Annotated in this window: 22 protein-coding genes; 8 read left to right on the forward strand and 14 right to left on the reverse strand. The window is 58.0% G+C overall.

Annotated features, from left to right (window positions below; all coding sequences use genetic code 11):
* The first annotated feature begins 87 nt into the window (after positions 1-87).
* Positions 88-1,422: a GH1 family beta-glucosidase gene (locus tag ADN00_RS03800; RefSeq protein WP_075061626.1), complete on the forward strand. Its 1,335-nt coding sequence runs from the start codon at positions 88-90 to the stop codon at positions 1,420-1,422.
* A gap of 104 nt (positions 1,423-1,526) precedes the next feature.
* On the opposite strand, the gene larC is transcribed toward ADN00_RS03800, so the two are convergent.
* The 6 genes from larC to ADN00_RS03830 form a co-directional block, all read right to left on the reverse strand.
* Positions 1,527-2,774 (reverse strand): nickel pincer cofactor biosynthesis protein LarC, encoded by a 1,248-nt coding sequence (larC, locus tag ADN00_RS03805; protein ID WP_075061627.1) that lies wholly within the window; start codon positions 2,772-2,774, stop codon positions 1,527-1,529.
* Complete coding sequence (gene larE / locus ADN00_RS03810) at positions 2,752-3,579, reverse strand: ATP-dependent sacrificial sulfur transferase LarE (RefSeq protein ID WP_075061628.1); 828 nt, start codon at positions 3,577-3,579, stop codon at positions 2,752-2,754. The genes larC and larE overlap by 23 nt, the downstream gene beginning before the upstream one ends.
* On the reverse strand, positions 3,579-4,337 hold the full coding sequence (gene larB / locus ADN00_RS03815; RefSeq protein ID WP_075061629.1) for a nickel pincer cofactor biosynthesis protein LarB: 759 nt from the start codon (positions 4,335-4,337) through the stop codon (positions 3,579-3,581). Before larB ends, larE begins: the two co-directional genes overlap by 1 nt.
* Positions 4,338-4,451: 114 nt before the next feature.
* Entirely contained in the window at positions 4,452-8,225 is a 3,774-nt protein-coding gene (locus tag ADN00_RS03820) for an HD domain-containing phosphohydrolase (protein WP_075061630.1), read from the reverse strand.
* A 134-nt stretch (positions 8,226-8,359) separates the two neighbouring features.
* Positions 8,360-8,662, reverse strand: coding sequence for a twin-arginine translocase TatA/TatE family subunit (locus ADN00_RS03825; protein ID WP_075061631.1), 303 nt, complete (start codon positions 8,660-8,662; stop codon positions 8,360-8,362).
* Positions 8,663-8,728: 66 nt separating this feature from the next.
* Complete coding sequence (locus tag ADN00_RS03830) at positions 8,729-8,899, reverse strand: twin-arginine translocase TatA/TatE family subunit (RefSeq protein WP_075061632.1); 171 nt, start codon at positions 8,897-8,899, stop codon at positions 8,729-8,731.
* A 176-nt stretch (positions 8,900-9,075) separates the two neighbouring features.
* Between ADN00_RS03830 and ADN00_RS03835 the strand changes: the two genes are divergently transcribed.
* The 5 genes from ADN00_RS03835 to ADN00_RS03855 all read left to right on the forward strand — a co-directional run bounded on the left by ADN00_RS03835 (position 9,076) and on the right by ADN00_RS03855 (position 16,876).
* A complete protein-coding gene (locus ADN00_RS03835; RefSeq protein ID WP_082389861.1) occupies positions 9,076-12,951 on the forward strand; it encodes a two-component regulator propeller domain-containing protein in 3,876 nt (1,291 codons plus the stop codon).
* Complete coding sequence (locus tag ADN00_RS03840; RefSeq protein ID WP_075061634.1) at positions 12,948-13,592, forward strand: response regulator; 645 nt, start codon at positions 12,948-12,950, stop codon at positions 13,590-13,592. The genes ADN00_RS03835 and ADN00_RS03840 overlap by 4 nt, the downstream gene beginning before the upstream one ends.
* A 126-nt stretch (positions 13,593-13,718) precedes the next feature.
* Positions 13,719-14,135: a response regulator gene (locus ADN00_RS03845; RefSeq protein ID WP_075061635.1), complete on the forward strand. Its 417-nt coding sequence runs from the start codon at positions 13,719-13,721 to the stop codon at positions 14,133-14,135.
* Between the two features lie 102 nt (positions 14,136-14,237).
* Positions 14,238-16,082, forward strand: coding sequence for a YgiQ family radical SAM protein (locus ADN00_RS03850; protein WP_075061636.1), 1,845 nt, complete (start codon positions 14,238-14,240; stop codon positions 16,080-16,082).
* Positions 16,083-16,306: 224 nt separating this feature from the next.
* The gene (locus ADN00_RS03855; protein WP_075061637.1) at positions 16,307-16,876 is read left to right on the forward strand and encodes a TVP38/TMEM64 family protein; all 570 of its coding nucleotides are present in this window, start codon (positions 16,307-16,309) and stop codon (positions 16,874-16,876) included.
* A gap of 9 nt (positions 16,877-16,885) precedes the next feature.
* On the opposite strand, the gene ADN00_RS03860 is transcribed toward ADN00_RS03855, so the two are convergent.
* The 4 genes from ADN00_RS03860 to ADN00_RS03875 all read right to left on the reverse strand — a co-directional run bounded on the left by ADN00_RS03860 (position 16,886) and on the right by ADN00_RS03875 (position 18,875).
* Complete coding sequence (locus ADN00_RS03860; protein WP_075061638.1) at positions 16,886-17,131, reverse strand: lipoyl domain-containing protein; 246 nt, start codon at positions 17,129-17,131, stop codon at positions 16,886-16,888.
* A 16-nt stretch (positions 17,132-17,147) separates the two neighbouring features.
* Positions 17,148-18,362, reverse strand: coding sequence for an NAD(P)/FAD-dependent oxidoreductase (locus ADN00_RS03865; protein WP_075061639.1), 1,215 nt, complete (start codon positions 18,360-18,362; stop codon positions 17,148-17,150).
* A 6-nt stretch (positions 18,363-18,368) separates the two neighbouring features.
* Positions 18,369-18,533 (reverse strand): rubredoxin, encoded by a 165-nt coding sequence (gene rd, locus ADN00_RS03870; protein ID WP_075061640.1) that lies wholly within the window; start codon positions 18,531-18,533, stop codon positions 18,369-18,371.
* A gap of 84 nt (positions 18,534-18,617) precedes the next feature.
* Positions 18,618-18,875: a biotin/lipoyl-containing protein gene (locus ADN00_RS03875; RefSeq protein WP_075061641.1), complete on the reverse strand. Its 258-nt coding sequence runs from the start codon at positions 18,873-18,875 to the stop codon at positions 18,618-18,620.
* 136 nt (positions 18,876-19,011) lie between these two features.
* Between ADN00_RS03875 and ADN00_RS03880 the strand changes: the two genes are divergently transcribed.
* Positions 19,012-19,557 (forward strand): UbiX family flavin prenyltransferase, encoded by a 546-nt coding sequence (locus ADN00_RS03880; protein ID WP_330218343.1) that lies wholly within the window; start codon positions 19,012-19,014, stop codon positions 19,555-19,557.
* A gap of 591 nt (positions 19,558-20,148) precedes the next feature.
* Positions 20,149-20,637 carry a 2-amino-4-hydroxy-6-hydroxymethyldihydropteridine diphosphokinase gene (folK, locus tag ADN00_RS03890; RefSeq protein ID WP_075061644.1) on the forward strand — a complete coding sequence of 163 codons (489 nt, stop codon included), beginning with the start codon at positions 20,149-20,151 and terminating at the stop codon, positions 20,635-20,637.
* Positions 20,638-20,701: 64 nt separating this feature from the next.
* Here folK and ADN00_RS03895 read toward each other — a convergent pair whose 3' ends face one another.
* The 4 genes from ADN00_RS03895 to ADN00_RS03910 form a co-directional block, all read right to left on the reverse strand.
* Positions 20,702-21,799 carry a dipeptidase gene (locus ADN00_RS03895; RefSeq protein ID WP_082389863.1) on the reverse strand — a complete coding sequence of 366 codons (1,098 nt, stop codon included), beginning with the start codon at positions 21,797-21,799 and terminating at the stop codon, positions 20,702-20,704.
* Positions 21,800-21,976: 177 nt separating this feature from the next.
* Positions 21,977-23,323, reverse strand: coding sequence for a GH1 family beta-glucosidase (locus ADN00_RS03900; protein WP_075061646.1), 1,347 nt, complete (start codon positions 23,321-23,323; stop codon positions 21,977-21,979).
* A complete protein-coding gene (locus tag ADN00_RS03905; RefSeq protein WP_075061647.1) occupies positions 23,323-24,231 on the reverse strand; it encodes a hypothetical protein in 909 nt (302 codons plus the stop codon). Before ADN00_RS03905 ends, ADN00_RS03900 begins: the two co-directional genes overlap by 1 nt.
* A 3-nt stretch (positions 24,232-24,234) precedes the next feature.
* Positions 24,235-26,646 carry a GH36-type glycosyl hydrolase domain-containing protein gene (locus tag ADN00_RS03910; protein WP_075061648.1) on the reverse strand — a complete coding sequence of 804 codons (2,412 nt, stop codon included), beginning with the start codon at positions 26,644-26,646 and terminating at the stop codon, positions 24,235-24,237.
* Positions 26,647-26,648: the final 2 nt, after the last annotated feature.

Genomic DNA, 26,648 nt, shown 5'->3' on the forward strand with positions numbered 1-26,648 from the left:
GCGCGCCGCGTTCTGAAAAGCCCTCGCGCTCTTTTCCTTCCTCTTGTACAATTAGTCCAATCACATTGTTTAATTGGAGTACGCGCCATGCCCAAACGCAGCGACTTTCCCAAAGACTTCTTGTGGGGTGTTTCCACCTCCGCCTATCAGATCGAAGGCGCGGCCCGTGAAGACGGGCGCGGCGAGAGCATCTGGGATCGTTTTTCTCACACCCCTGGCAAAACCCGCGACGGTCACACCGGAGATATTGCCTGTGACCACTACCACCGCTACCGCGAAGACGTCCAACTCATGCGCGACCTGGGTGTTAACACCTACCGCTTCAGTCTCTCCTGGCCGCGCCTCATTCCCACCGGCGACGGCCCCCTCAACCCCCAGGGTGTAGACTTCTACGACCGGCTGATCGACTCTCTGCTCGAAGCTGGCATCCAGCCCTTCCTCACCCTTTACCATTGGGACCTGCCGCAAACCCTGCAGGAACGCGGCGGTTGGGAAAACCGCCAGACTGCCTTCGACTTTGCCCGCTATGCCAGCCTGGCCGCCAGCCGCTTCGGAGACCGGGTGGAATCCTGGATCACGCACAACGAACCCTGGTGCTCGGCTTTCCTTGGGTATCAGATTGGCTTGTTCGCGCCCGGATATCAAAACCTCAAAGCCGCCCTGCAGGTCTCCCATCATTTGCTGCTCTCACACGGCCTGGCTGTGAAGGAAATCCGCGCCGCCTGCTCCCGCCCGGTTGAAGTCGGTGCCGCCCTCAATCACAACCCGGCCTACCCCTACACCAATGACCCCGCGGACGTGGACGCCGCCCGCCGTTTTGACGGCTATTTCAACCGCTGGTTTTTAGACCCCCTCGCCGGCCAGGGCTACCCCGCCGACATGCTGGCCTACTACGCCGATGACGCGCCCGAAATCCAACCCGGCGATCTGGACATCATCGCCGAGCCTTGCGATTTCTTGGGTATCAATTACTACGAGCGCGAATGGGTGCAAGACGCTCCTGCCAACCTGCCCCCGCAGACCCGCCGGCACACCGACCCCGCCCGTCCGCACACCGCCGACCGCGAAGTCTATCCCGAAGGTCTCTTTGAGCTGCTCCAACGCATCCAGCGCGATTACCCAAAGCTGTCGCCCATTTACATCACCGAGAACGGCGCCAACTTTCCCGACCAGATCGCCCCAGACGGCCGCGTGCGCGACCCGCAGCGCCAGCAGTATCTCGAAGCGCACCTCGACCAAGCGCTGCGCGCAATTCAGGCCGGCATTGACCTGCGCGGCTACTACCTCTGGTCATTGCTCGATAATTTTGAATGGGCATTGGGCTATCACGGCCGCTACGGCATTGTCTATGTGGATTTTGACACCCAGCAGCGCACCCCCAAAGACTCGGCCCGCTGGTTCCAACAGTTCTTGCGTTCCTGATGTGTAGCCGTTTTTGGCACAGCAGGCCTCAAGGCAAGAAAATAAGCGGGCGCATAACAAATGGCGCCCGCTTTGCTTCCCTCTCTACCACGCCCCCGCGCCGGTCAGCCCCTTAACAAACTATCCGCCGCGCGCAGCGCCGCCAGGTACACATCCTGGGCGGCCACACCGCGTTCTTTCGACAGCCGCGCGCAGTCTTCGTATTCCGGCGAAACCTGGCAGGCTTTTCCATCCATAAATTTCACCTTCACGCCCACCTCACCAAACACTGTGGATACTTGCCGGATTTCCCGCTCGGCCTCGTGGCGCTCAATCGCCAGCACCCGCAAGCCAAACGTACTGGTCTGCCGCAAAATCATACCCGCCAGAGCGGCCTCATTTTCTTTGCGGGCGATCACGCTCAGTTTGACTGCCGGGCGGTTTTTCTTCATATAAATCGGCGATAAAAACACGTCCAACGCCCCCGCCTGGAACAGCGCGTCCATCACCGGCGCGTACAGCTCTGGGTTCATATCATCAATATTGGTTTCCATTAAAATCAGCGGCCGTTTTTCTTCTGCCGGGCTGCCGATCATCAAACGCAGAATGTTCGGCCACTCCAGATCTTTCTTGCCCGCGCCAACCCCCACCTTCTCCAAGCGCATCGCCGGACGCTCGAATGCCGCCAGAGCCGCCACAATCGCCGCGCCTGTAGGCGTCACCAGTTCCATGCGAGCCGCCACGGGTTGCAGCGGCGCATTGACCGCCTCGAGCAGCGCCAGCACAGCCGGGGCCGGCACCGGAATAATGCCGTGTTGGCTGTGAACATGCCCGCTGGTGAAGGGCAGGTCTGAGGCGTACAGCCGCTCAATACCGAAGTAATCCAGGCCAACCGCCGCCCCCACCACATCAATAATCGAATCCAGCGCGCCGACCTCATGGAAGTGAACCTCTTCCACACGGCTCCCATGTACCTTCGCTTCCGCTTCGGCCAGTTTCAAAAACACCAGCCGCGCAATGGATTTGGCTCGCGCCGTCAGGCCGCTGTTGTCAATCAGCATCTCAATCTCACTTAGGTGCCGGTGCTGCCCGGGCGCATGCGCTGTATCTGCATGGCCGTGCACGTGGTCGTCTTCATGAGCGTGTTCATGTCCGTGAATGTGTTCATGCTTGTGTTCTTCCACAAAAAAACGCAGCGCGCGCAGTGAGCCTTTGCGAGTCTCTTCAAAGCGCAGCTTATATGGCTCATGGATAGCCAGTGTGCCAATTTGATCCGTCAAATAATCTTGCGGAAGACCTGCGTCCACCATAGCCGCCAGCAGCATATCTCCGGCGATTCCCGAAAAACAATCAAGGTAAGCAATTCTGGTCATCGAAATCCTCATTCATGCTGCCCCTCCGATAGCCTTTCAAGTCCAGAGAAACGTTCGCGAAACCCAGGCTGTCAAAGTAAGCCAGAATTTGCTCACGCTTCTGCAGCACCGTCAGGAATTGGTCTGGAGCGGTTTCAATTTTTAAGCTTTGTTGATTCAAGACCCGCGCGCGCAAGTTATCCAATCCCAACTCACGCAGGAAACTTTCAGCCTTCTCTACACGGATCAATCCTTCTGGAGTAATGGGGAAGCCATACGCAAAACGCGTCGCCAGGCAGGGCGAGCTGGGCAGGTTCCAAACAGGCAGGTTGAACGTCTGCGCTGCCGCGCGGATTTCGGCCTTTGTAAAGTTCAGCTCGGCCAGCGGACTTCGCACGTCCAGTTCTTTTGCGGCCCGCGCGCCTGGCCGATAATCGAAAGCGTCGTCCGCGTTCGACCCTTCCAACACCACATCAAAACCCTCAGATGCTGCCAACTTGACAATTTCGGTAAAACGTAGGGCCTTACACTGGTAGCACCGGTCTGCCGCATTGTGGGTAAAATCTTCGCGCTCCATTTCATTCAATTCAATCAGGCGCTGCGGAATACCATACGCCACGGCAAAAGCAGTAGCGCGTTGTATTTCTTGGCTGGTATGCAACGGCGACTTGACCGTTACTGCCAGCATCTGATCCCCGTGAGCTTGCCTGGCCGCGAATGCCAGCAGGGCGCTGTCTACCCCCCCAGAGAAGGCCACCAGCGGCCGGGCAAAACCGCCCAACCATCGTTGCAGCGCGTCCCACTTGGCTCGCAGCGCCTCGTCCATTATCGTTCGTCCAGGCGATTGATCATCGCGGCCATCGCGCCCGCCCCAAAACCGTTATCAATATTCACCACCGCGATACCACTTGAACAGCTGTTGAGCATGGCCAGCAGGGCAGACAGGCCGTGAAAGCTCGCTCCGTAGCCAACGCTGGTCGGCACTGCAATCACGGGTGCATCCACCAACCCGCTCACCACGCTGGCCAGCGCGCCTTCCATGCCCGCCGCAACAACAATAACTCGCGCCTGGCGCAGCATTGGCAGCTTATCCAACAGGCGGTGCAGGCCAGCCACGCCCACGTCATACAACCGCTCTACCTGATTGCCCATCAGCTCCGCGGTGAGCGCCGCTTCTTCAGCGACTGGCGTGTCTGCCGTGCCGGCGCATGCCACCAGAATGCCCGGCCGACAAACCAGATTCGCCCGGTTGATCACCAGTGCGCGCGGCCTCTGATGATAAACTGCATCATCAGGTAATTCTTCTCTAATTTGCGCGTAAACCTCCGCGGAAAGGCGCGTAACCAGCACACGCTCATTGCGCTCACTCAACCGATTGACAATCTGGGTGATCTGCTCAGCCGTCTTTCCTTGTCCAAAAACAACTTCAGGAAACCCGCGCCGCAAACCACGATGCATGTCCAGTTGGGCAAAATCACCCACCTGCTCGTATGGCAGCCGCACCAGGCTGTCCAGCGCCTCATCAACTTCCACCTTGCCAGATCGAACACTTTCCAATAATTCTTTGATCCGATTTTCTTCCACAATTTAGTCTCCTGAACAATACACCCTATCATACCAAAAAAATTACCCTGCCAGCCAGCGTAGCTGAGTATGATCGTCAATATTCGTTATGCATTATTCTAAAGAACCCGGTCTCTAGAAAAGCTCCACCCCGCCCAAGCGCAGAAACTGCTCAAACGCGTCAACCAGATCAGGATCAAACTGCTTGCCCGCCTGGGCGCGAATCTCTTTCAACGCCTCTTCCACGGTGAGCGCATTGCGGTAAAGCCGGTTCGAGCGCAGCGCGTTCCACACATTCACAATGGAAAATATGCGCGCGCTCATCGGAATTTCCGCACCTTTCAACCCGCGCGGGTAACCGCTGCCATCCCAGCGTTCGTGGTGGCAGTAGGGAATATCCATCGCTTCCTTCAGATACGGGATCGATTGCAGCCACTGATAAGCATAGAGGGGATGCTGGCGCAGGACGGCCCTCTCCTCTTTGCTCAATTCACCCTTTTTATTGAGAATCTCATCTGGAACAGCCATTTTTCCAATATCATGTAGCAGCGCCCCCCGGCGCATATGCGTAAGTTGCTCATCCGAGAGCCCCAGTTGACGGGCAAATTGCACCGCCATTTCGGTTACCCGCTGGGTATACCCTTCAGTTTCCTTGTCGCGCATATCCAGCGCCTTCACCCAACCTTCCAGCGTGCTCTGATACGCCATCTGCAGGTCCAGGTTTGACTTTTGCAAATCCAGGAACATCTCAGCATTATCAATCATAATGGCCGCCTGACCAGCCAACATGTCCAAGAAATCCAGCCAGTCGGGTGATGGTTTGATTCGCGTGCAAAAATACAGTTCCAGCACGCCCTTAACCTGGCCTTTCACAATCAGAGGCACCGCCACGTAAGAGCGGTAATCGGCGTCTTCTAACAGAGATTTATCTTTTCGCGCGTAAAACGCGTAGAGAACCGGGTTGGCAATCAGGTCTTCAACCAGCAGCATTTTCCGGTCTAAAACCACCTGCCCGGCCGTCCCGCTTCCCACCCGCACATAGCCGCCTTGCAGCGCATGGGTATCTAATCCTACTGTCTGGGTTACTTCCAGCACCTGCAGATAAGGATTATAGAGCAGGATAACCGCTGCGTCCGCATTGAGTTGAGCCTGCGCCTCCTGCAGAAACAGATTCAGGTTCATGCCCAGGTCAAAGCCGGTGGAAATCGCCCGGTCAATTTTGCGCAGCGCCAACATGCGTTGAATCTGTTTCAGGCGGCTTTCCGTCATGCGCGCCCGGTCAATCGCGCTGGCCGCGATATCGCTGATCAATTCCAAAATGCGCAAATCCATTTCATCAAACGGCAGCACCCTTCCCACCCAGATCACCCCACCAATGCGTTGGTCAGCCTCCAGCGGGTAGCAGGCAACCGCGTTCATCTGGTCAAAAGACGGCAGGCGGGAAATGGAAGGCGCCGGTCGGGCGTGGATATCATTCTCCAAATAAGGCTGCCCGGTGCTGATCACTTGATACGAAAGCCCTTCCTCCGGTGGAAGCTCTTTCCCTAAATTCTTCTTCCATTCGCCGGTGGCCATTTCAATGGTAATCACATGGCGCTGCGAATCGTACAAGGCCACTGCCGTTCCCACCGCGCCCAGCAGATCGGTGGTTTCGTCCATCACCACTTGCAGCACCTCTTGCAGGCTGGTTACGCTGCGCAGCGACTTATTCACTCGCGCGATCACTTCCAGTTCCTTGTGCCGCCGTGCAATCTGGGTTACGTCCCTGGTCAGAACCACAATGCGGTACTCGCCTTTCCGCGCTCCAATCCGAAAAACGGACGAGAGCACCTGCCGCGTGTGGCCGTCCTCCCGAATGATTTCTCTCTCATAAATTTGACCGCTCAGGCTTTCATCTTCCTCATCTTCCAAAAGAGTGATCATCGCCTGGCGAACCTCATTCTGGCTCAGCTTGTCCAAGATCACATCTTGCACCAGGTTGTTCAACACGTCCCACACCAGCTTGCCCACCGCGTCTGCTTCCTCAACACCAGTGATCTGGGTTTGCGCCTGATTCCAGGTAACAATCCGCCCCTCCGTGTCGGTGATCATCACGCCATCCGCGGCCTGTTCAATCACGCTGCGGAATTTCTCTTCACTTTCGCGCAGCGCGCTCTCAGCATTCAGCCGTTCTTTAATCTCCTGCTGTGCCCGTTCAAACAAATGCGCGTTATTCAGCGCGATGGCCATCTGCACAGAAATGCTTTCCAAAAAATGCAGATTTTCAATGGAATACGCTTGCTCTTGATAGCTGAAGACCTGAATCGTTCCCACCACCCGGTTCTTATGCAGCATGGGCACAATCAGGGCCGACTGCACAACATTTTCCTTGGGGGCACTCGCGGAATTTTTTAGATCGCGGTCCTGTTTCTCAATACAGAGGGGGAGCTTACCGAATAATTCCTGGTAATTGTCTATCAGTAAGGGCTGGCGCGAGTGAATCACCTGACTTTGCGGATCTTGTCCCTCTGATTGCAACAGAATGTTCGGAAGGGCTTCCGCTTCCAGCAGCTTACCCTCATGTTTCGCGTACTTGCAGCGGATCATTTGTGTTTCGGCGTCATAAGTGGAAACAAACAGGCTGTCACAGGGCATCATTTTCTGAACGGTGGCATGCAGCGAGTGAAAGATGTCTGCCACCTCCAGCGATTCTCCCAGATGCCGCGCGCCGTCATACAGCATGCGAATCTCATCATTACGCCGTCCCAATTCGTCAATCGCCCGCATTTCACGCGAAATGTCTTGCATCGAACCCGCCATGCGCAATGGCTTGCCGTGTTCGTCGCGGATGGACGTCCCGCGCGTTCGGAACCAGCGGTATTCACCGCCCTTTGTTTTCACCCGCACCGTGATATCGTAGGCTCCCCCATAGTCCAGATGTTCCTGCAGCGAGGCTCTCAACCGCTGCCGGTCATCTGGGTGAACCATTTCAAAAAATCTCACAACGGTCGGGGTAAATTCTCCAGGCTGGTAACCAAACAGTTCATAAAGACGTGGTGACCACCAAGTAAAATCTTGATCCGGGTCAAGCCAGTCCCACAAACCGTCTTGTGTGCCTTTAATCGCCAGATCAAGGCGCAGGCGGCTTTCTTCCAACTCCTGTTGGTAAGCGCGCTGCAAATGAATATCTTTCGAGAAGAGACCAAAATGGGTTATGGCGCCATGTGCGTCGCGGATCGGCGCGATGGAGTACTCCAACAGTGAGTCTTCCCCCTCCAGACTGAACGTAACTGGCTCACCGCGCAAAACCTGTTCAATCATCTCTGTGAGCTCTTCGTGCCCCAATCCCGGGGAAAGCAGATCAAAAAAGAAACAGCCGGTCAGCTCCCGGCTGGTTTTTCCCAACCATTCAGCCGCGGCCGTATTGAGAAGAATAATTTTCCCCTGGCCGTCCAGCAGACCGGAAGGGGTATTGTTGAGGTTGATGAATTTCCACATTAAATTGAGCTGGGCGTTTTGCGCGGTTCCCTGGTCATGGAAAGCCAGAATGCTGGCTGGCTGCCCGTTCTCCAAAAATTCCCCGCTGAAGCGCCAGTGCACCAACTCAGGCGGATCAGCGGGCGTCAAGAAGTAAGCCTTATCCTCTGGATTTTCGGGGCTGATCCGCCTTCCAATTTCGAGCAAATTCAGTTGGTCCTCAGGCGTGAGCAGCCTGTCAAGCCGCTCTTGCAGCGCACCCTCCCCTTCCAGCCAGGTCCCATCTGGCGCAAACCGGCCAAACCACACCGGTGTATCAGTGTAGCCAGGGCGACCGCCCTCCATTGAAACCTTGCCGCCAGAAGTTGAAGAAATTTCCATATCCGTTAATGGACTAACAAAAAATGTCTGAACAACAGTAACAATTTCATTGTAGCTGAAATGTTCGGCCATGCGGTGAACCTTGCAATTTCATTAATGAGATTATACAGAGGCAAGGCTTCAAATTGGTTTAAAAAACAAATAAAAAAGCAGCCAATGTGATCAGGCTGCTTTGAATACTGCCAGGCATGTTTGCGCGGTAGCCGTTAAGGCTGGTCTGCCGCTGGCGGGCTCTCGTCTTCTTTGAAAAGCCCCTCTGCCTGCTGTTTAATCTTTTCCACTTCGCGGCGCATTTCATCCGCACCGGCCTCTTCGGCCAGTTTTCGGGGCAAATTTTCCACTTCGTAATATGTATCTTGCAGCGAGTTCCACAGATCAGAGCGCGTTACGCGGCGAATAAACTTTCCCAACTCGCGGCCAGTTTTGGCCAGGTCTTTAGGCCCAAGCACAACCACCGCCAGCAGCAGAATGAAGATGATCTCCAAGAAACCAATATTAAATAGTTGCATCGCGCTGCTTGCCTTCTGAAGTCCGCTTCTGGCACAAGACCCACTCCAAACAATTGAAAAATGAGATTATTGAGCGTCCTTTTTGCCCTCATCAGACTGCTCTTCTGATAAGCCCTTTTTGAACGCTTTAATCCCCGCCCCCAATTCTCCGGCGATCTTCTCAATGCGGCCCACCCCCATCAGCAGCACAATAATCACCAGCACAACAACCAACTCAGTCAAACCAATTCTCGGCATAATCCTTCATACTCCATTTCAGCGGATACACGCGGCCGCGATCTACTCAATTTGTATCCGCTCTAGATCGAACAAATAAGCACGATTATGATACCTTTAACCATTATACTTGTAAAGAGACCGTAGAACGCCCTGCCCAGGCTGCCCATGACGGTTATAATCCATGCAGACTAGAAATGACGCGATCTTCTCTCATGAATCCAGTTTTTCATTCTCACCACCAGCGCCCCGCCAGCCCCACATCGCCGGCTTTTGAGCGCCTGCCCTTGTTTGTTTTGCGCCTGTTGGCCGGGCTGCTGCTCTCTTTACCGTTAATTTTTACCCAAACCGTTCAGGCGCAGTCTCTCCTCCCCGCTTCCGGTGGTTACCAGCTCTCCCGCCTCACCACCGAAGACGGTCTTTCCAGCAACCAGGTTCAGGTGATTCTGCAAGACAGCACCGGCTTCATGTGGTTTGGCACCGTGGAAGGTCTCAACCTCTATAACGGCTATGAGTTTACCATCTACCAGTCCGACCCGGCCGACCCTTCCACGCTTTCCAACAACAATATTCTCTGCCTCTATGAAGACAGCCGCGGCACGCTCTGGGTGGGAACCGCCTACGGCCTCAACCGCTATAACCGCCAGACCAATACCTTCACCCGCTTTATGCCCTCGGCCAGCGACCCTGCCAGCATCAACGGTCTGGTCATCAGTTCCATTCTCGAAGATCACACCGGCGTCTTCTGGGTTGCCACCCTCGACGGCGGTCTTTATTCGATGGACCGCCAGACCGGCCAGTTCACCCGCTTTACCCACCTGCGCAGCGACGACACCAGCCTATCCAACGATACCGTGTACACCCTCTTCGAAGACGGAAGCCGCTCTCTTTGGCTGGGCACAGCCGCCGGGTTAGACCGCTTCGACCGCGCCAATCAGCGCTTTGAGCACTTCCGCCACAACCCGCTCGATTCCAAAACCATTCCCTTTGGCGCGATTGTCGCCATCAATGAAGACCTCTCAAACCAAATTTGGGTGGGGACCAGCGCCGACGGTCTGGGCAAATTCAATCCGCAGACGCAAACCTTTCAACGCTTTCGCGCCAACCCCGAAAACACATACTCCCTCTCGTCCAATGAGATCCACGCTATTGAAGTCAGCCAGAGCGGCCGCCTGTGGATTGGAACCGCCGCCGGTGTAGACCGGCTGCAAACCACGCAAAATCAGTTCTCCCGCTTCCAACCCACCCTGGCTGAAACCCAACCCATGGGCAGCGAGTCAATCAACGACGTTTATGAAGACCCGACTGGCATTGTCTGGATGGCCACCAACAATAACGGGGTTTACCAATACAATCCGCACGCCGGCAAGTTCGATCTTTACCAGCATTCAGCTATCAACCCCAATTCCATCAGCAGCAACAACGTCTATGCCATCACCGAAGCCAGCGACCGCAGCCTGTGGGTGGGCACCTTTGGCGGCGGTCTCAATCGCATCCACCGCGAGACGGGCATCAACACCATCTTCCAGCACGACGATAACGATCCCAACAGCATCGCCGGCGACGAAATCCGAGCCTTGCAGCCAGATTCCGACGGCGGTATGTGGGTGGGCACCGCCTTCAACGGCCTCGATTATTTTGATCCACAAACCGGTCTGTTTACCCATTACCGCAATCAGCCCGGCCTGGCAAATTCGCTCAGCAGCGACCAGATTACCGCTCTTCTGAAAAGCGCGGACGGCAGCATCTGGGTGGGCACATACGATCGCGGTCTTAACCAGCTGGACCCTGCCAGTGCCTCCGTTACCCGCTACCGCCACAACCCGGATGACCCGCGCTCGATTGCCGATGATCACATTCTTTCGCTTTACCAGGACCGCTCCGGTTCCATATGGATTGGTTCCTGGAAGGGCGTTTCCATTCTTAACCCTGCCACCGGCGAAATGCGCCACATATCCAACCAGGCCGGTGACTCTCAAAGCCTTAGCGGTGATTCGGTGCTCTCTTTCCAGCAAGACTCGCTCGGCATCATGTGGATTGGCTCCAACGGGGGCGGCCTCAACCGCTTTGATCCCACTTTGGGCAGCCTGAGCGCCATCACCGACCGCGATGGGCTCGCCAGCAATGTTGTCTACGCTATTCTGGCCGCCCAAGACGGCTCCTTGTGGATCAGCACCAGCCGGGGCATCTCCCACCTTAATCCATTCGAGAATACCATTCGCAATTACGACGCCCGCGACGGCTTGCAAGATGCCGAATTCAACATCAATGCAGCCCACCAGAGCAGCGATGGAGAAATGTTCTTTGGCGGCGCTCGGGGGCTGAACAGCTTCTTCCCCTGGCAGGTGCGCGACAACCCCAACATTCCTCCGGTGGTAATCACTTCCTTCAACGTCCTCAACCAGACCGTTGCCCGCAACCTGCTGCCAGACCAGCATTTCACCCTCCAGCCGGGAGAGTCGTTCATCTCCTTCGAATTTGCCGCCCTCGATTATTCCGCGCCAGAAAAGAACGCCTACGCCTTTCTTCTCGAAGGCCTCGATGAAGAGTGGACGACCATCAGACCCGGCCGCGTGTACGCCAAAGAAGACCTGCTGGAAGGGGTATACCGCGATTGGTCTTACACCGAAGCGCGCCGCTACGTCAGCTATTCCAACCTCAAACCCGGCGACTACGTCTTCCGCGTCAAAGGCTCCAACAGCGACGGCGCGTGGAATGAGACTGGCGCCTCGGTGCGTATCACCGTTCTGCCGCCCATCTACCAACGACTCTGGTTCCGCGGGCTGGGTATTCTGCTTGTCGTGGGCATCGTTGCCGGCAGTTACATGGTTCGCGTCAAAAGCATTCAGCGCCACAATGAGCAGCTGCGCCAGATGGTTCGAGAGCGCACCAGCGTCATCGAACAGCGCAAAGAGGTCGCCGAAGGGCTGCGCGACATTCTGGCAGTCATCAACCGCGAATCGTCCCTCGAAACCATATTGCAGGCCATCACCCACCAGGCCGCCGAAATTCTTGGCGCGGGTGCCTGCGTGATCCATGAAGTCAACCTGAAACAACAGGCCGCCTGCGTTCGCTCGGCCACCGGGCTGCCGGCTGAGCTGCAGGATTGCGCCGAGTTCCAACTCCATTCAGTGGAAGACGTGGAACTGCTCCTCAACCGCCAGCCCATCGTTGTGTCCAACGCGCGCGGCGGCATTCCCACCCAGGGGCGGCTTGAGCTGCTCAACAACCAGCAGTGGCAGGCCTGGCAGAGCCGCATGCTGCAGGACTTTTCGGCCTACCTGTCTGTGCCTCTGCTCATTCGTGAAGAGCTGTACGGGCGACTCACATTTTACTACCGCGATCCACAGGTGTTTTCCAGCGAGCGCATTGCCCTCGCCAGCACCTTTGCCGACCATACCAACCTTGCCATTGAAAATGCCAACCTGCGCGCCCAGGCCGAGCTGAGCGCCGCGGCTGCAGAGCGCAACCGTCTGGCCCGTGACTTGCACGACGCCGTCACCCAGACGCTCTTCTCTGCCAGCCTCATCGCCGAGGTGCTGCCGCGCATTTGGGACCGCGACCACGGCGAAGGCACGCGCATGCTTGAAGACCTGCGCCAGCTTACCCGCGGCGCGCTGGCCGAAATGCGCACCCTGCTGGTTGAGCTGCGCCCCTCCATTCTGGAAGAGATGGAGCTGGCGGAACTGATTCAGCAATTGGCCGACGCGTTCCGCGGCCGCGCCGACATTCCCATTCAAACAGACATCCAGGGTAATGGCAAACTCCCCGCCGCCGTGCAAGAGACCTTCTTCCGCGTCGCTCAAGAATCACTCAACAACATTGCCCGGCATGCCCGCGCCTCCCGCATTGATCTTACTCTACGCTGCAATTCGCAATCGGCTGAGCTGGATATTCGCGACAACGGCATCGGCTTTGACAGCAATCACGTGCCGCCAAACCATTTTGGGCTTAAAATAATGAAAGAGCGCGCCGCCCAAATCAACGCTCAATGGCTGCTTGCCAGCACCCCCGGTCAGGGCACGCATATTCACCTGACATGGACTCATGATCATCCAGAGGATTCAGAATGAAGTCAGAAACCAACGCCATTAAAGTTTTGATTGTGGATGACCACGCCGTTGTGCGCAAAGGCCTGCGGTCTTTCCTGCAAGCCTATGACGACCTTGAACTGGTCGGCGAAGCCAGCGACGGCGACGAAGCCGTTCAATTTTGCGAAAAGCTCCAGCCCGATGTGATCTTGATGGACTTGATGATGCCGCGCATGGACGGCGAGACCGCCACCGCCATCATCCGCCAGCGCTTCCCGCAGGTGCAAATTATTGCCCTCACCAGCTTTAAGGGCGACCGGTTGGTGCAAAAACTGCTCAACGCCGGCGCCATTGGCTATCTGCTCAAAAACGTCAGCGCCGACGAACTGGCCCAATCCATTCGCGCCGCCCGCAGCGGGCAGCCCACCTTATCCCCCGAGGCCACCAAAGCGCTCATCAACAGTGCCACCCAGCCGCGCCTGCCCGATCTCAACCTGACTGCCCGCGAAATGGAAGTGCTGAAACTCATGGCCAACGGCTTCAGCAACCCTCAGATCGCCGAGAAACTGAGCATCAGCCGCTCCACGGTCAAATTTCACGTCAGCAGCATCCTTGCCAAAATGAACCTCAATACCCGCACCGAGGTCGTCTCGTTTGCCCTGCACAACCACCTGGTCGATTGACCAGGAAAAAACCCGTTAAAAAGACAGGCGAAATCCAATCCCCCGGCGGATGTCGGGGGAAGTTTTTTTTCGTATGCTTAATCACAATCAGCCCCGCCATTTGTAGAGCAGGACGACTTTGGACTTATGCCCTTCGTGATTTCCAACTCACCAGGCAGCTTTCGCTTTGCGCTTCAAGGAACGGCTTTGCGCGTATTAATTGCTGACCCCCAACGGCGCGTCCGCGCCGCGCTAAAAACTCTTCTTTCCCACCAATCCGGCATCCAGGTTGTGGCAGACACGGCCGCTTACGAGAACTTGCACCACCTCATCCAGGTCTGCCAGCCAGAACTGCTTCTGATTGACCCCGCCATCGCTGACCAGCCTTTTGAAACCGTTCTCCATCACTTGCGCGAGGCCTACCCCTGGCTGTGTATCGTCGCCATGAGCGGCAAAGCCGAGCTGCAGCCGCGCGCGCTGGCCGCCGGGGCCAACCGCTTCGTCAGCAAAGCCGACCCGCCCGACCGCCTGCTCAACGCCATTCTGCCCAATCACCCGGCCTGATCCGCCTTTTCCCTTCCCCAGCGCGAATACACACCAATTCCGACACATTCTGCCGAATTTGTTATAATCAAGCCATTATTGGAACTTACCCCCGGAGATCGCGTGTTTATCCCCACAACTTTACAAGAAGTCAAACAACTCGGCTGGCACAAACTCGACGTCATTCTCGTCTCAGGCGACAGCTATATCGACAGTCCCTTCATCGGCGCCGCTGTCATTGGCAAAGTTCTGATGCAAGCCGGTTTTCGCGTGGGCATCATTGCCCAACCTGCCACAGACACCCCCGCCGACATCACCCGTCTCGGCGAACCCACTCTCTTTTGGGGCGTTACCGCCGGCAGCATCGACTCCATGCTCGCCAATCACACCGCCGCGCTGAAAAAACGCCGCAGCGACGATTACACTCCCGGCGGCCAGAACACCCGCCGCCCCGACCGCGCCACCATTGTCTATTCCAATCTCATCCGCCGTCATTTTAAGCAAACTGCTCCCATCGTCTTGGGCGGTATTGAGGCCAGCCTGCGCCGCGTGGCGCATTACGACTACTGGAGCGACCGCATTCGCGGCTCGGTGCTCCTCGACGCCAAAGCCGACTTTCTGATCTACGGCATGGGGGAATCTACGGTGGTCAGCCTGGCCAACGCCCTGCGCGCCGGCCGTGGCGCCCACGACCTGCCCGGTCTGTGCTACGCCAGCAGCCAGCCCGTTGAAGACTACCTGCAGCTCCCCTCGCTGGAAGCCGTTAGCGCCGACAAACAGACCTTTATCGAGATGTTCCATCTCTTCTACCAGAACAACGATCCCATCACCGCTCGCGGGTTGTGCCAGCAGCACGGTCAGCGCTGGCTCATTCAGAACCCGCCCGCGCCTCATCTCACTCAGGCCGAGTTGGACAACGTCTACTCCCTCGACTATGAACGCGCCCAGCACCCTTACTACGAACAGCAGGGCGCGGTGCGCGCTCTCGACACCATTCGCTTTTCGCTCACCACCCACCGCGGCTGCTATGGCGAGTGTAATTTCTGCGCCATTGCCGTGCACGAAGGCCGCACCGTGCGCTGGCGCAGCCAGCAGTCCATCCTGCGTGAGGCCGAACTCCTCACCCGGCACCCCGATTTCAAAGGCTACATTCAAGACGTGGGTGGCCCCACCGCCAACATGTACGGCTTCGAGTGCCAACGCAAGCTAAAACTGGGCCCCTGCCCGGATAAACGCTGCCTCTATCCCGAAGTTTGCTCGGCTCTCAAACCCGACCACACCCCGCAGGTTGAGCTGCTTAAAAAGCTGCGCGCCTTACCCGGCGTTAAAAAAGTGTTCGTCGCTTCCGGCTTGCGCTACGACCTGCTCCTGGCCGACACCCGCAGCCGCGATGAGTACATCAAAGAGCTTGCCGGGCATCACGTCTCCGGGCAGCTCAAAGTTGCCCCTGAGCACGTCAGTTTCAAAGTCCTCAAGAAAATGGGCAAACCGGGCGTCTCCAGCCTGGGAGAATTCAAGCAGCGCTTCGACCGTGCCTCGCGCAACGCCGGCAAAGAACAGTTCCTCACCTATTATTTCATCGCCGCCCACCCCGGCTGCAGCGATCGAGATATGTATGCCGTTAAGGATTATGCCGCCCGTGAATTGAAACTCCACCCCGAACAGGTGCAAATTTTCACCCCCACTCCCTCCACCTATTCTTCGCTGATGTACTACACCGAAACAGATCCCTTCACCGGTGAACATCTTTACGTGGAGAAAACCCTCGCCGGCAAACTCAAGCAGAAAAGTATCGTCACCGGTGAAGAACTGCGCCAGCAGCCGCCCCGCCAGGCCTCCAAACCAACCGCCCGGCCGGAAACCAGCCCCGCGACCAGGACTGCATCCGGACCTTCCTCCAAATCAACCGCCCGGCCAGCCGCCCGGCCTGCTTCCCGCAGTGGGAGCCGCCCGCCCAAAAAGAAATAAAGCCCCCACGAACAATTCTTGTCGGTCAGATTGAGGGCGATTCAACATCCCTGGAGACCCATTCATTCTGGCCGCCCAAAATCTGACATTGAATGCCGGGGGTGGGTTCCGCGCTCTTCACAATTGGTTAACTCACCCCGAAACCTAACTCTCCCGCGAGTGGCCTAATCTTGTGTTATGATTTCCCGCTGTTGGATTCACCGTAACTACCGGAAAGCAAACCGATGACCTACCCAAAAAAACTAACCCAGACCAGCCGCCTGCGCACCCTTCTGACCATTCTGCTCAGTCTTGGCCTTTTCACCGCCCTGGGGCTGTACCTGCAGCAAGATTGGCCGCAGGTAAAAACCTTCATCCAGCAGATTGGGCCGGCCGGTTGGGCGATTTCCATTCCCCTTTACGCCATCCTTGGCGCCACTATCATCCCTTCCGAACCTATAACCGTATTGAACAGCGCCCTCTTTGGGCCTTTTACAGCGGCACTGGCCGCCACTATCGGCAACACCATCGCCGCCTATATCGAATACTTCATGGGCACCAAAGTCAGCGATCTGGCCAGCTTTGAACACAAAAAAGAGAGCCTTCCCTGGGGATTGGGAAAGCTCCCCATCCATTCACCCCTGCTGCTCATTTTCGGGCGTTTCATTCCCGGCTTTGGCTCAAAAATGGTCAGCCTCATGGCCGGTATGTACAAAGTCAACCCGCTGCGCTACCTGTGGACAACGCTGCTTACCACCGCCTTTGGCAGCCTTGTTTTTGCCTTCGGCGGCATGGGGCTGATTCACCTCTTCTGATCGTTCGCCCTACTCCCCCACGCGGATCACACACAACACCGCGCCCACGGCCACTTCGCAGGGCACATCTTCCACCGTCAATTCTGCGATCACCCCGTCCAGCGGCGCGGACAGCGTATGGGCCTGCTTATCGGCTTCCAGCTCCGCCAGAGCGTCTCCGGCGCGCACCTGTTGGCCCTCTTTCACCAACCATTCGGTCAGGGTACCCTTCTCGGTTTTCGGCCCAAAGGCGGGCATCCGCACCTGCATTTCCATCATTTCCTCCTGATTCCTATTCCATCGAGAATGCCTTCAAATCAAAGTTGTCATCGAGCAGTCGCTCTTTCACCGCAGAAACGTCCTTCTTGCGGTCAATCAACCGTTTGATCGGCATAAACGCCGAAGTATCTCCCATTAAAATCGCTCCCGTCAGGCGCTGGCCGCGCAGCGTCAGGCGCGTATACCGCCCGCTGGCCTCATCCACACGGCGCAAAATTTCGCAATCCGCGTCTTCGGCCGTGGCTTCACCCAGCGATGCAAGCTGCACCCCCACCACTTTCAGGCGCGTGCTGGGCAGCGTGCCGGTATAGGCCTGGCTGCCGGGGTTCACCATATTGGCCGCCGCCGCGCTGGCCTGTTCCGAAGCTGCCGGGATGATCCCATAAACCTTATTCTCAAATTCCGCCGCGTCTCCCGCAGCGTACACATCCGCGGCGCTCGACTGCAGGAATTCGTTCACCACAACTCCATAATTGACCGCCAGCCCGGCCGCTTTGGCCAGGTCCGTGTTCGAGCGTACACCCGCCGAGATCAGCACCGCCTCGCCTTCCAGGCAGCGCCCATCCCGCGTTTCCACAGCCAGCACATCGCCCGCCAGGGTAATTTCCTGCGGCTCGCTGCCCAGCACAAAGCGGAATCCCATCCCCTCCAGGCTCGATTGCAGCAGCGCCGCCCCCGGCTCATCCAACTGGCGCGGCAGCAAGCGTGGAAAGACCTCCAGCACGGTCACGTTCACCCCGCGCTGCATCAGCGAATAGGCCGTTTCCAGCCCCAGCAGCCCCCCGCCGATCACCACCATCTCCTCGGCTTTTTTGGAAATTTCGATCAGATTGTGGGCGTCTTCCAACGTGCGCAGCGTTACCACCCGCGGCAAATCGCTGCCCAGGAACGGCGGCACATACGGCCGGCCGCCGGTTGCCAGCAGCAGCCGGTCATAGCCAATCCGCTCACCGCCGGCCAGCTCAATTTCGTGTGCCTCGGGCAGAATTTCACCAACCGCTTGCCCCAGGTGCAGATGAATACCCTGATCAGCGTACCACTCCGCCGGCCGGAAGAACACTTCTTCTTCCTTCGCGCTTCCGGCAATCAGCTCCCACAGCCGCGGCCGAAAATAATATGGATAGGGTTCCGCCGCGTACAGGTGAACCTCTCCTTGCGCGTCCAGCCGCCGCAGCGCCTGTGCCGCCGTGGCCCCTGCCAATCCCCCGCCCACAATCACATAACGCATACTCGCTTACGCTCCCACTTTGACGAACATACTTTTACTCACCCCACAGTCGGGGCATACCCAATCGTCTGGAATATCTTCAAAAGGCGTCCCCGGCGCGATGCCGCCGTCCGGGTCGCCGTATGCCGGATCGTAAATATAACCGCAGCTGGTGCATTCCCATTTATCCATGTTCTTGCCTCCGTTGAATAGTGTACAAACCTATTATCCATTATTGAAGCTCGCGCCCGCTTTGTCAAGCGCTCCCCAGCCGGTTCATTCCTCCCGCGAACCACCATGAATTTCAGCCACCGGCTCGTTGATCCGCACTTTGCTGCCCGCTTCCACCAGCAGGCGCGCGAATCCGCTGGCCGGCGCGGTCGCTTCGCTTTCCACCTTTTCGCTTTCATAGGCAAAGAAAGCCTGCCCGGCCTCTATCCACTCGCCATCCTTCACCAGCCAGCGCGTCAGCACCGCGCTGGCCTTCACCAGGTCTTTTTTGGGCATCAAAACCAAAATCACATTCTCATCCATCTGCGCTCCCTTCAACCTTTCTGGTTAATTTTACTCTTCCCTGCCAATTGACGCCGCTGCCGCTTCGGGATACACTCAGCAGTAACAGCTACCCGGAAAGAGGCTTCCCCTGAACGAGAAAGACAAACGCCTGATCATAGCCATTACCGGTGCCAGTGGCGCGGTTTACGGCATCCGCGCCCTGCAAATTCTGCGCGCCGCCAGAGTGGAGACCCACCTGGTGATCAGCGCCGCCGCGGCTCTCACCATTCCCCAGGAAACAAGCTGGAGTGTTGCGCAGGTGCTGGAGCTGGCTGATTTCACCTATTCCGACAGCGACACCGGCGCGCGGATTGCCTCCGGCTCTTTTTCCGCGAACGGCATGCTTATTGCCCCCTGTTCCATCAAAACCCTTTCCGCAGTTGCCAACTCCGCCTGCGACACGCTCATCGCCCGCGCCGCCGACGTTTGCCTCAAAGAAGGCCGCCCGCTGCTCCTCGCCGTGCGCGAAACCCCGCTGCATCGTGGTCACCTGCGCCTGATGGACCTGGCCGCCCGCTCCGGCGCGGTCATTTTCCCACCCGTCCCCGCCTTCTACGGCCACCCACAAACCCTGCAAGACGTCATCGACGCCAGTGTTGGGCGCATGCTCGCCCGCCTCGGTATCGAAAACGAACTCTACCCCCGCTGGACCGGCCTGTAACTCCGCCGTCTTCCTGCTCTTGCGATTGATCAACACCAGGTAGGGTGGCGTGGAGGGCGGACAATCTGCCTTGAATCGAATAGCATCAATCCCCGCCCGAAACCCACCATCTTCTTGCTCTTGCGATTGATCAACACCAGGTAGGGTGGCGTGGAGGGCGGACACGCTATTCTGGCTCTAATGGCCTCCCTCCCCGCCCGAAACCCACCATCTTCTTGCTCTTGCGATTGACCAACACCAGGTAGGGTGGCGTGGAGGGCGGACGCGCAATTCTGACTCGAACGGCCTCCATCCCCGCCCGAAACCCACCATGTTCTTGCTCTTGCGATTGACCAACACCAGGTAGGGTGGCGTGGAGGGCGGACGCGCTATTCTGACTCGAATGGCCTCCCTCCCCGCCCGAAACCCACCATCTTCTTGCTCTTGCGATTGATCAACACCAGGTAGGGTGGCGTGGAGGGCGGACGCGCTATTCTGACTCGAACGGTCTCCATCCCCGCCCGAAACCCACCGTCTTCTTGCTCTTGCAACTCCCAACTCATCCAAATCAAGTAAAATAAACCCATCAAACCGTACGCGGATTGGGACTCCATGAACCACACCATTTATCTCGCCCTGGGCACCAACCTGGGCGACCGCCAGCAAAACCTTGCCACCGCCCTGCGTCTTCTCGAAGCGCAGGTTCAAGGCGTGCATTCTTCCCCCATCTACGAAACCGCCCCCTGGGGCTACCTGGAGCAGGACAATTTTCTCAATATCGTCGCGCGCGGGCAAACCCGCCTCACCCCCCCGCAGCTTTTCAACCTCGTAAAAAGTATTGAAAACGAGATGGGCCGCGTCAAAATCATCAAAGACGGGCCGCGTTTGATCGATATCGACATCCTTTTCTACGACAACCAGCTCTACAATTCCCCCACCCTCGAAATTCCTCACCCGCGCATGCGCGGGCGCTCCTTCGTCCTCGTTCCACTCGCCGACCTGGCCCCCGATTTCATTCACCCCGTCTATCACCTCGCCATCCGCCAGCTCGCCGCCGAAACAGACCCGTCCACCCTCTGGCTCTACAACCCCCGTCCTTAATCCCGCTGCCGGCGCAAAAAAGGCCGGTAATATACCCGGCCTTCTGGATAAGTTGATTTTTGCGCTACGCTGGCAGGTGCTTGAACAGCACTCGCAGCCAGTTTTCGTGGAAAATCGCGTCGATCTCGCCTTCCGCGTACCCTCGTTTCGCCAGCAGATCTTCCAGCTTTTGCAAGTCGGCAATCGTGTCAATGCCATCCGGCACATCCTGCACCCCCGCGCACCCGTCAAAATCGGTACCCAGCGCCACATGCCAGGCGTTGCCGGCCAGATCGCAGATATGGTCAATATGATCCACCACCCGTTCCAGCGGCACCGCCGAGCGGGCCACAGAGCGCGTCCAACCGCGGGTGAGAAAGGCGTTGTACGGCACCATGCCCATCACCCCGTCGCGGCGGATCAGCTCGCGAATCACACGGTCACTCAGGTGGCGGTTGGATGCCGGGTCATTCACCACCGCCGCCGGGTTGGAATGGCTGGCGATCATCACCCCGGGGTAAAACTCCAGCGCCTGCAGCACCGACTCTTCATCCATGTGGCTCAGATCCAAAATCATCCCCAACTCGGAGATCTTCTCCAACAGCGCGTATCCTTCCGCCGTCAGCGGTCCTGGGCTGCCGGTTCCTCCACACAGGCGGGTGGTCTTCCAGGCCGGGCCAATCAGGCGCACGCCCAGGTCCCACCACATTTTCAATTCATCCGGCGTTTGCACCGCTTCCGCGTTTTCCATCAGCAGCAGCAAACCCACCGGCGCGGGGTGATCTTCATCTGCCCGCGCCCACTGTGCCAGATGCGCCTTCAATTCTACCTGGCTGGCAATCAGACGGAATTTGTCCGGGTGATCAAACGCCATTTGCTGGTAAACATCCAGCTGCCGCAGATAGATCTGGTTGGCCTCTTTCGCGCTGGCGTAACTGTGCACATCCCAATCGCCCCAACGGTGCTGTTGAGGCGTGGCAAACAGCGTGGCGAACACCAGCGCAACCTGCCCCTGCTGGTACGCTCCCCAACTGATCACCGTGTCGCCATTCACCTGCGGAACGCGCGTGCCGGCTTCCAACGCGCGCGTCTCTGCCACACTGCGCGTGTAATCACGGCCGAAGGTCATCACATTCCAGGCGATATCCTGGTGTCCATCAATCAACATGCGTTTTTTCTTCATCGTCACCCGTTGTTACGCTCCCATCAGAATAAATGCACTTCACCCTGAACTGGTGAAGTGCATTTGGAAAATTACTGATCATGCAGTCCAATCACCCGGTGAAGAAGGTTGCCCGTCCTCAACCGCTTTGAGTTTACCACCGGCTCTGGAAAACTTCAAACCATTGCGCTGACCGCATCAATCCGCGAATCCGTTCTGCCGGATCACCTGCCGGTACCAGGCGTAACTCAATTTCGGCGTGCGCTTCAGGCTTTCATAATCCACATAGATTAATCCAAACCGCTTCGAGCAGCCGAATCCCCACTCAAAATTATCCATCAACGACCAGGCAAAGTAACCCTTTAGCGGCACACCTTCTTGGATTGCCGCCGCGGACATGCGGAAATGCTCGCGCAGATAGGCCACTCGATCCTCGTCCAGCACCTGGCCTTTCTCGTCCAGCGCATCGGGGAAGGCGCCCCCGTTTTCGGTGATGTACAGCGCAGGGAAGGTGTAGCGTTCATTCAGCCACACCAGCACATCCAGCAGCCCCTGCGGATAAATTTCCCAGCCCATCTCGGTCTTGTGCTGCGCGGCCGTCACGGTCACCGGCAGGTTATCCTCTTCCGCGATCTCGGCTGAGCGCGCGATGCGCCGCGTGTAGTAATTGACTCCCAAGAAATCCAGCGGCGCGGCCATTGCGTTCAAATCGCCCGGCTGGATGAATTCCAGCTTCATTTTGAAATAGTCCGCCACCGCCTGGGGATAACCGCGTCCGACCAGCGGCTCTAAAAACCACAGGTGATGCGCGGCCCGCGCCATCCAGGCCGCCTGCTGGTCTTCCGCGCTCACCGAAGCCGGGTAAGCTGGAATAATATCCAGCACGATGCCGGCCTGTGCGCCCGCCGCGTTCTGGCGGATCACCGGCAGGCTGTGCGCGTGCGCCAGCAGCAGATGATGCGCCGCCGCGAAGCTGTCTTCCAGGCTGGTGCGCCCCGGCGCGTGCCGTCCGTCGCGATAGCCAACAAACGCGCTCACAAACGGCTCATTGAGCGTGATCCAATGTTTCACCCGGTCACCCAGGGCGCGGGTGGTCGCGCCCGCGTACTCCACAAACGCCGCTGCCGTTTCGCGCGCCGGCCAGCCGCCCTGATCTTCCAGCGCCTGCGGCAGATCCCAGTGATACAGCGTAACAAAGGGCGTGATCTCCGCTTCCAGCAGCGCGTCCACCAGGCGGCTGTAAAAATCCAGGCCGGCCGGGTTTACCTTTCCGCGTCCCTGCGGCAAAATGCGCGGCCAGGCTGTGGAAAAGCGGTAGGCTTTAATCCCCAGGTCTTTCATCAGCGCGATGTCCTCGCGCCAGCGGTGGTAATGGTCGCAGGCCACATCACCCGTGTCGCCATTCAGCACCTTGCCCGGCGTGTGACTGAAGCGGTCCCAAATCGACTCGCCCCGCCCATCTTCATTCCAGCCCCCTTCAATCTGATAGGCCGCCGTGGCCGCGCCCCACACAAAGCCGTCCGGAAACTTCACTTCGCTGCTCATCACATTCCTTCTCCTTCCACGCTCAGGTGACCGCACAGGCGCGCGGCAGCCAGCCAGGCTTCTTCCAGGTCTTCCGGCATGCGGCCGGCTGGCTGCGCCTCCCAGGTTTCCGCCAGACTGACGCACTTCCCCGGCTGCACCCGCTCCAAAGGGCCCAGTGATTCCAGCTCGGCATAATGCGAATTGACATACACCTCCAGGTTGCAGCCCCGGTCCGGGTAATTGGCTCCCGGAAGCACCGCGAAACGCTTGCAGAACAGAGTCTCCGCGTGCCAGTAAGCGGCCCAGCCGTACGGATTATAATACCCAATTTTCAAAAGCTGGCCGCGGTCTTCTCCCCGCACGAACAGATGATCTTCCTTCACGATCACCCGCGGATCATTCCAATGCGCGTACGGCCACAGCACCAGGTTGCGGTTGGGCAGAAACTCATTTCCCAACGGCGCGTTGGCCTGCGGCAGGATCACCGTGCCGCCCGGCGGCAGCATGGTGATCGCCCACGGCGCGATCTCCATCTCAGTTGGCGATTGGTTTTCCAGACGGTGGGTCAGCTTCACCTCGCGCCCGTCCGGCTCCATCTCCACCCGCAACGCGCGCTGCAGGCCGGTGATCCTTTCTACAGCCTGCACCAGTTCAACCCCATTCGGCAGCGTCTCCACGAGCGGCGCGTCATTGTCAGGAAAGCCGGTCAGGTCTGGCTGTTCAGGCGCGTACCACAAGCGGTGGCCACCGTACAGCCGGTATTCCCCATGCGCTGTTTTCCAGCCTTCGCCGGGTGTCTCTGCCAGCAAGTTCTTGTCGCTGCCCCGCAGGCGAAACCCCACAATTCGCGGCCCGGCATTTTTCAAGTATTCAACACAATAATGGGTGTTCTGAATCAACTCAGAAGGATAACCATAATAATTCATGCCTTACGCTCCCAGGCTGGCCTCGATAATGTGTACATTGGAATCCTGGAAAATGGGCGCCTGATTGCCCTCGATTCGCGCGCCGTCCACCAGCAAATGCGGTACACCGCGATGAAGTCCGCGCGGATTCTTCACCCGAATCTCGTACCGGCAGCCGCGGAACTCACGCCTTACGCTGAACCCGTCCCACTCCGCCGGAATGCAGGGGTCAATCCGCAGCCCGTCATAGTCCGGTTGAATACCCAAAATATGTTTGGTTGCCGCCTGGTACATCCATGACGCCGTGCCCGACAACCAGGTGTTGCGCGCCAGCCCGAACTGCGGGTGTTCATCACCCAGCACATTCTGCGGATATACATACGGTTCGCATTCATAACCATCCAGCTCGTCATTTTTGGCCGCCGGGTTAATCTGCCGGTAATATTCATAGGCCTGGTCGCCGTGCCCCAGCCTGGTTTCGGCGATCACCAGCCACGGGTTGGAATGCAGGAAGATACCCCCGTTTTCCTTGGCGCCGGGCGGGTAAGTGCTCACTCCACCCAGGCGCGGATCAAAGCCGGTGTATCCAGGCGCGCTCAGCTTAACGCCCCGCGGGGTGTTCAGGCGCTCGCGCACCGACTGCAGGGCCTGTTCCGCCCGCTCCGTGCTGGCAAACCCGGAAAGCACCGCCCACGACTGCCCGTTGAGAAAGATTTGCCCGTACTGGTTTTTTGCCGAACCCAGCGGGCTGCCCTGAGCGTCAAAATAGCGCACGTACCACGCGCCGTCCCAGGCGTGCTGCTCCACCCGCGCGCGCATTTCCTGGTAGTACGCTTCGTAATGCCGGGCGGCATCCTCATCACCCAAATAGCCCAGCAGCCCAATCCACTCGCGCAGCGCCGCGCCGAAAAGATGGGCGGTGAAGAGCGACTCTGCCCCGCGGGGTAAATTGACCGTGTCATTCCAGTCCGCGAAACCCAGCAGCGGCAAGCCATGCGCTCCTACATCCCGCCAGGTGAACTCCAGCCCACGCCGGATGTGTTCCATCACGCTGCCGCGCTGGCGCTTTTCCACCGCCAGGCCTTCTTCGTAAAACGGCAGCTCTTCTCGCAGAAACGCAAAATCGCCCGTTTCCTTCAAATAGGCGCATACAGCCAGCACCATCCACAGGTGGTCGTCCGAGTAATAATGCGGCGCGTTGGGCACCTCGCGCGAATCACCCGCGTTGGCTTCCATCGTTGAGGCATAGAACTGGTGCATCGCGCTCCCCGCGGGGGTTTGCACCGAGAGCAGATTACACATCAACGCTTTGGCCTCACCCGGCGCCTGCGCCAGCACGCCCATCACGTCTTGCGAGCTGTCACGGAAGCCAATTCCGCGCCCGCCAAAACCCAACTGGTACAGGGACAGATCGCGCGACCAATTCTTGGTGATGTAGCATTGGTGCGGGTTGTGCGTGTTGAGCATGGCGTTGAAGGCCGCATCGGGGGTTTGCACCTGCTGTTTATCAAAATAGGCCGCCCAAAACGCCTTGATCTCAGCGAGCGCGGCCTCCACCTGCGCCGCCGAAGAATAGCGCCCCAGCAGCTCCAGCGCATCACTGGCCTGCGCCACCTGCCCCAGCAGGGTTACAAAGCGGCGGCTCTCGTTGGGCTGCAGTGATCCCAGGTGCAGCATCAACGCGCCGATATTATCACCGCGCAGCGCCTCACCATTCGACAGTTCATCCCCGTCCAGGCTCAGCGGATGCGCCCAGGTGCCGTACTCGTTGTCGCCCAAAAACCGCTTGCGGTCCGACTCAAACGAAGAGGACGGCCAGGAGGCGGTGAAGAAATTGACCGCCGTATCTTTCTTCATAAACGCGTATTGCAGCAAAACCCCGCGCTCAGCGTCTTGCACCCACCGGCTCTGCATCGTCTGCGGCACCCAATCCGCATTGGTGAACTGTTTCAGCGCGTCAAAATGCGAGTATTCCACCACCGGGATGGCGTCCAGCGTTAGCGGCCAGCCAGCCAGGTTGGTAATCTCCACATCGCGCACCTCACATGGCGCGCCCTGCGGCACAAACACGCGCGTTACCACCCTCAACGCGCCGTTTTCAAACACAAACGTGCTCACACCCTGCCCCACCCGGCATTCGTAGCGCGTATATGGCGAAAGGCAGGGGGTGAAATACGGCGTCACCAGACGGTAACCATCCGCTTCGCGCACCCGCAGATAGAGTGTCTCTCCGCGAAAATCCGCGGCCGGAAGCTGCGGTATATATTTGGTAATCCGGTTCAAAGCCGGGTCGCCCTTGCACAACAGCGCGCCGCCGGTCTGGTCCACAAAACCGCCAAACGCCAGCGTGCCAACGTAGTTGATCCACTTCACCGGCGTTTTAGGGGTGGTAATTACATATTCATGCCGCTCTTCGTCAAAATATCCATACTTCATTG

Source organism: Ornatilinea apprima (genome assembly GCF_001306115.1).
In the GTDB taxonomy this organism is placed as follows: Bacteria; Chloroflexota; Anaerolineae; order Anaerolineales; family Anaerolineaceae; genus Ornatilinea; species Ornatilinea apprima.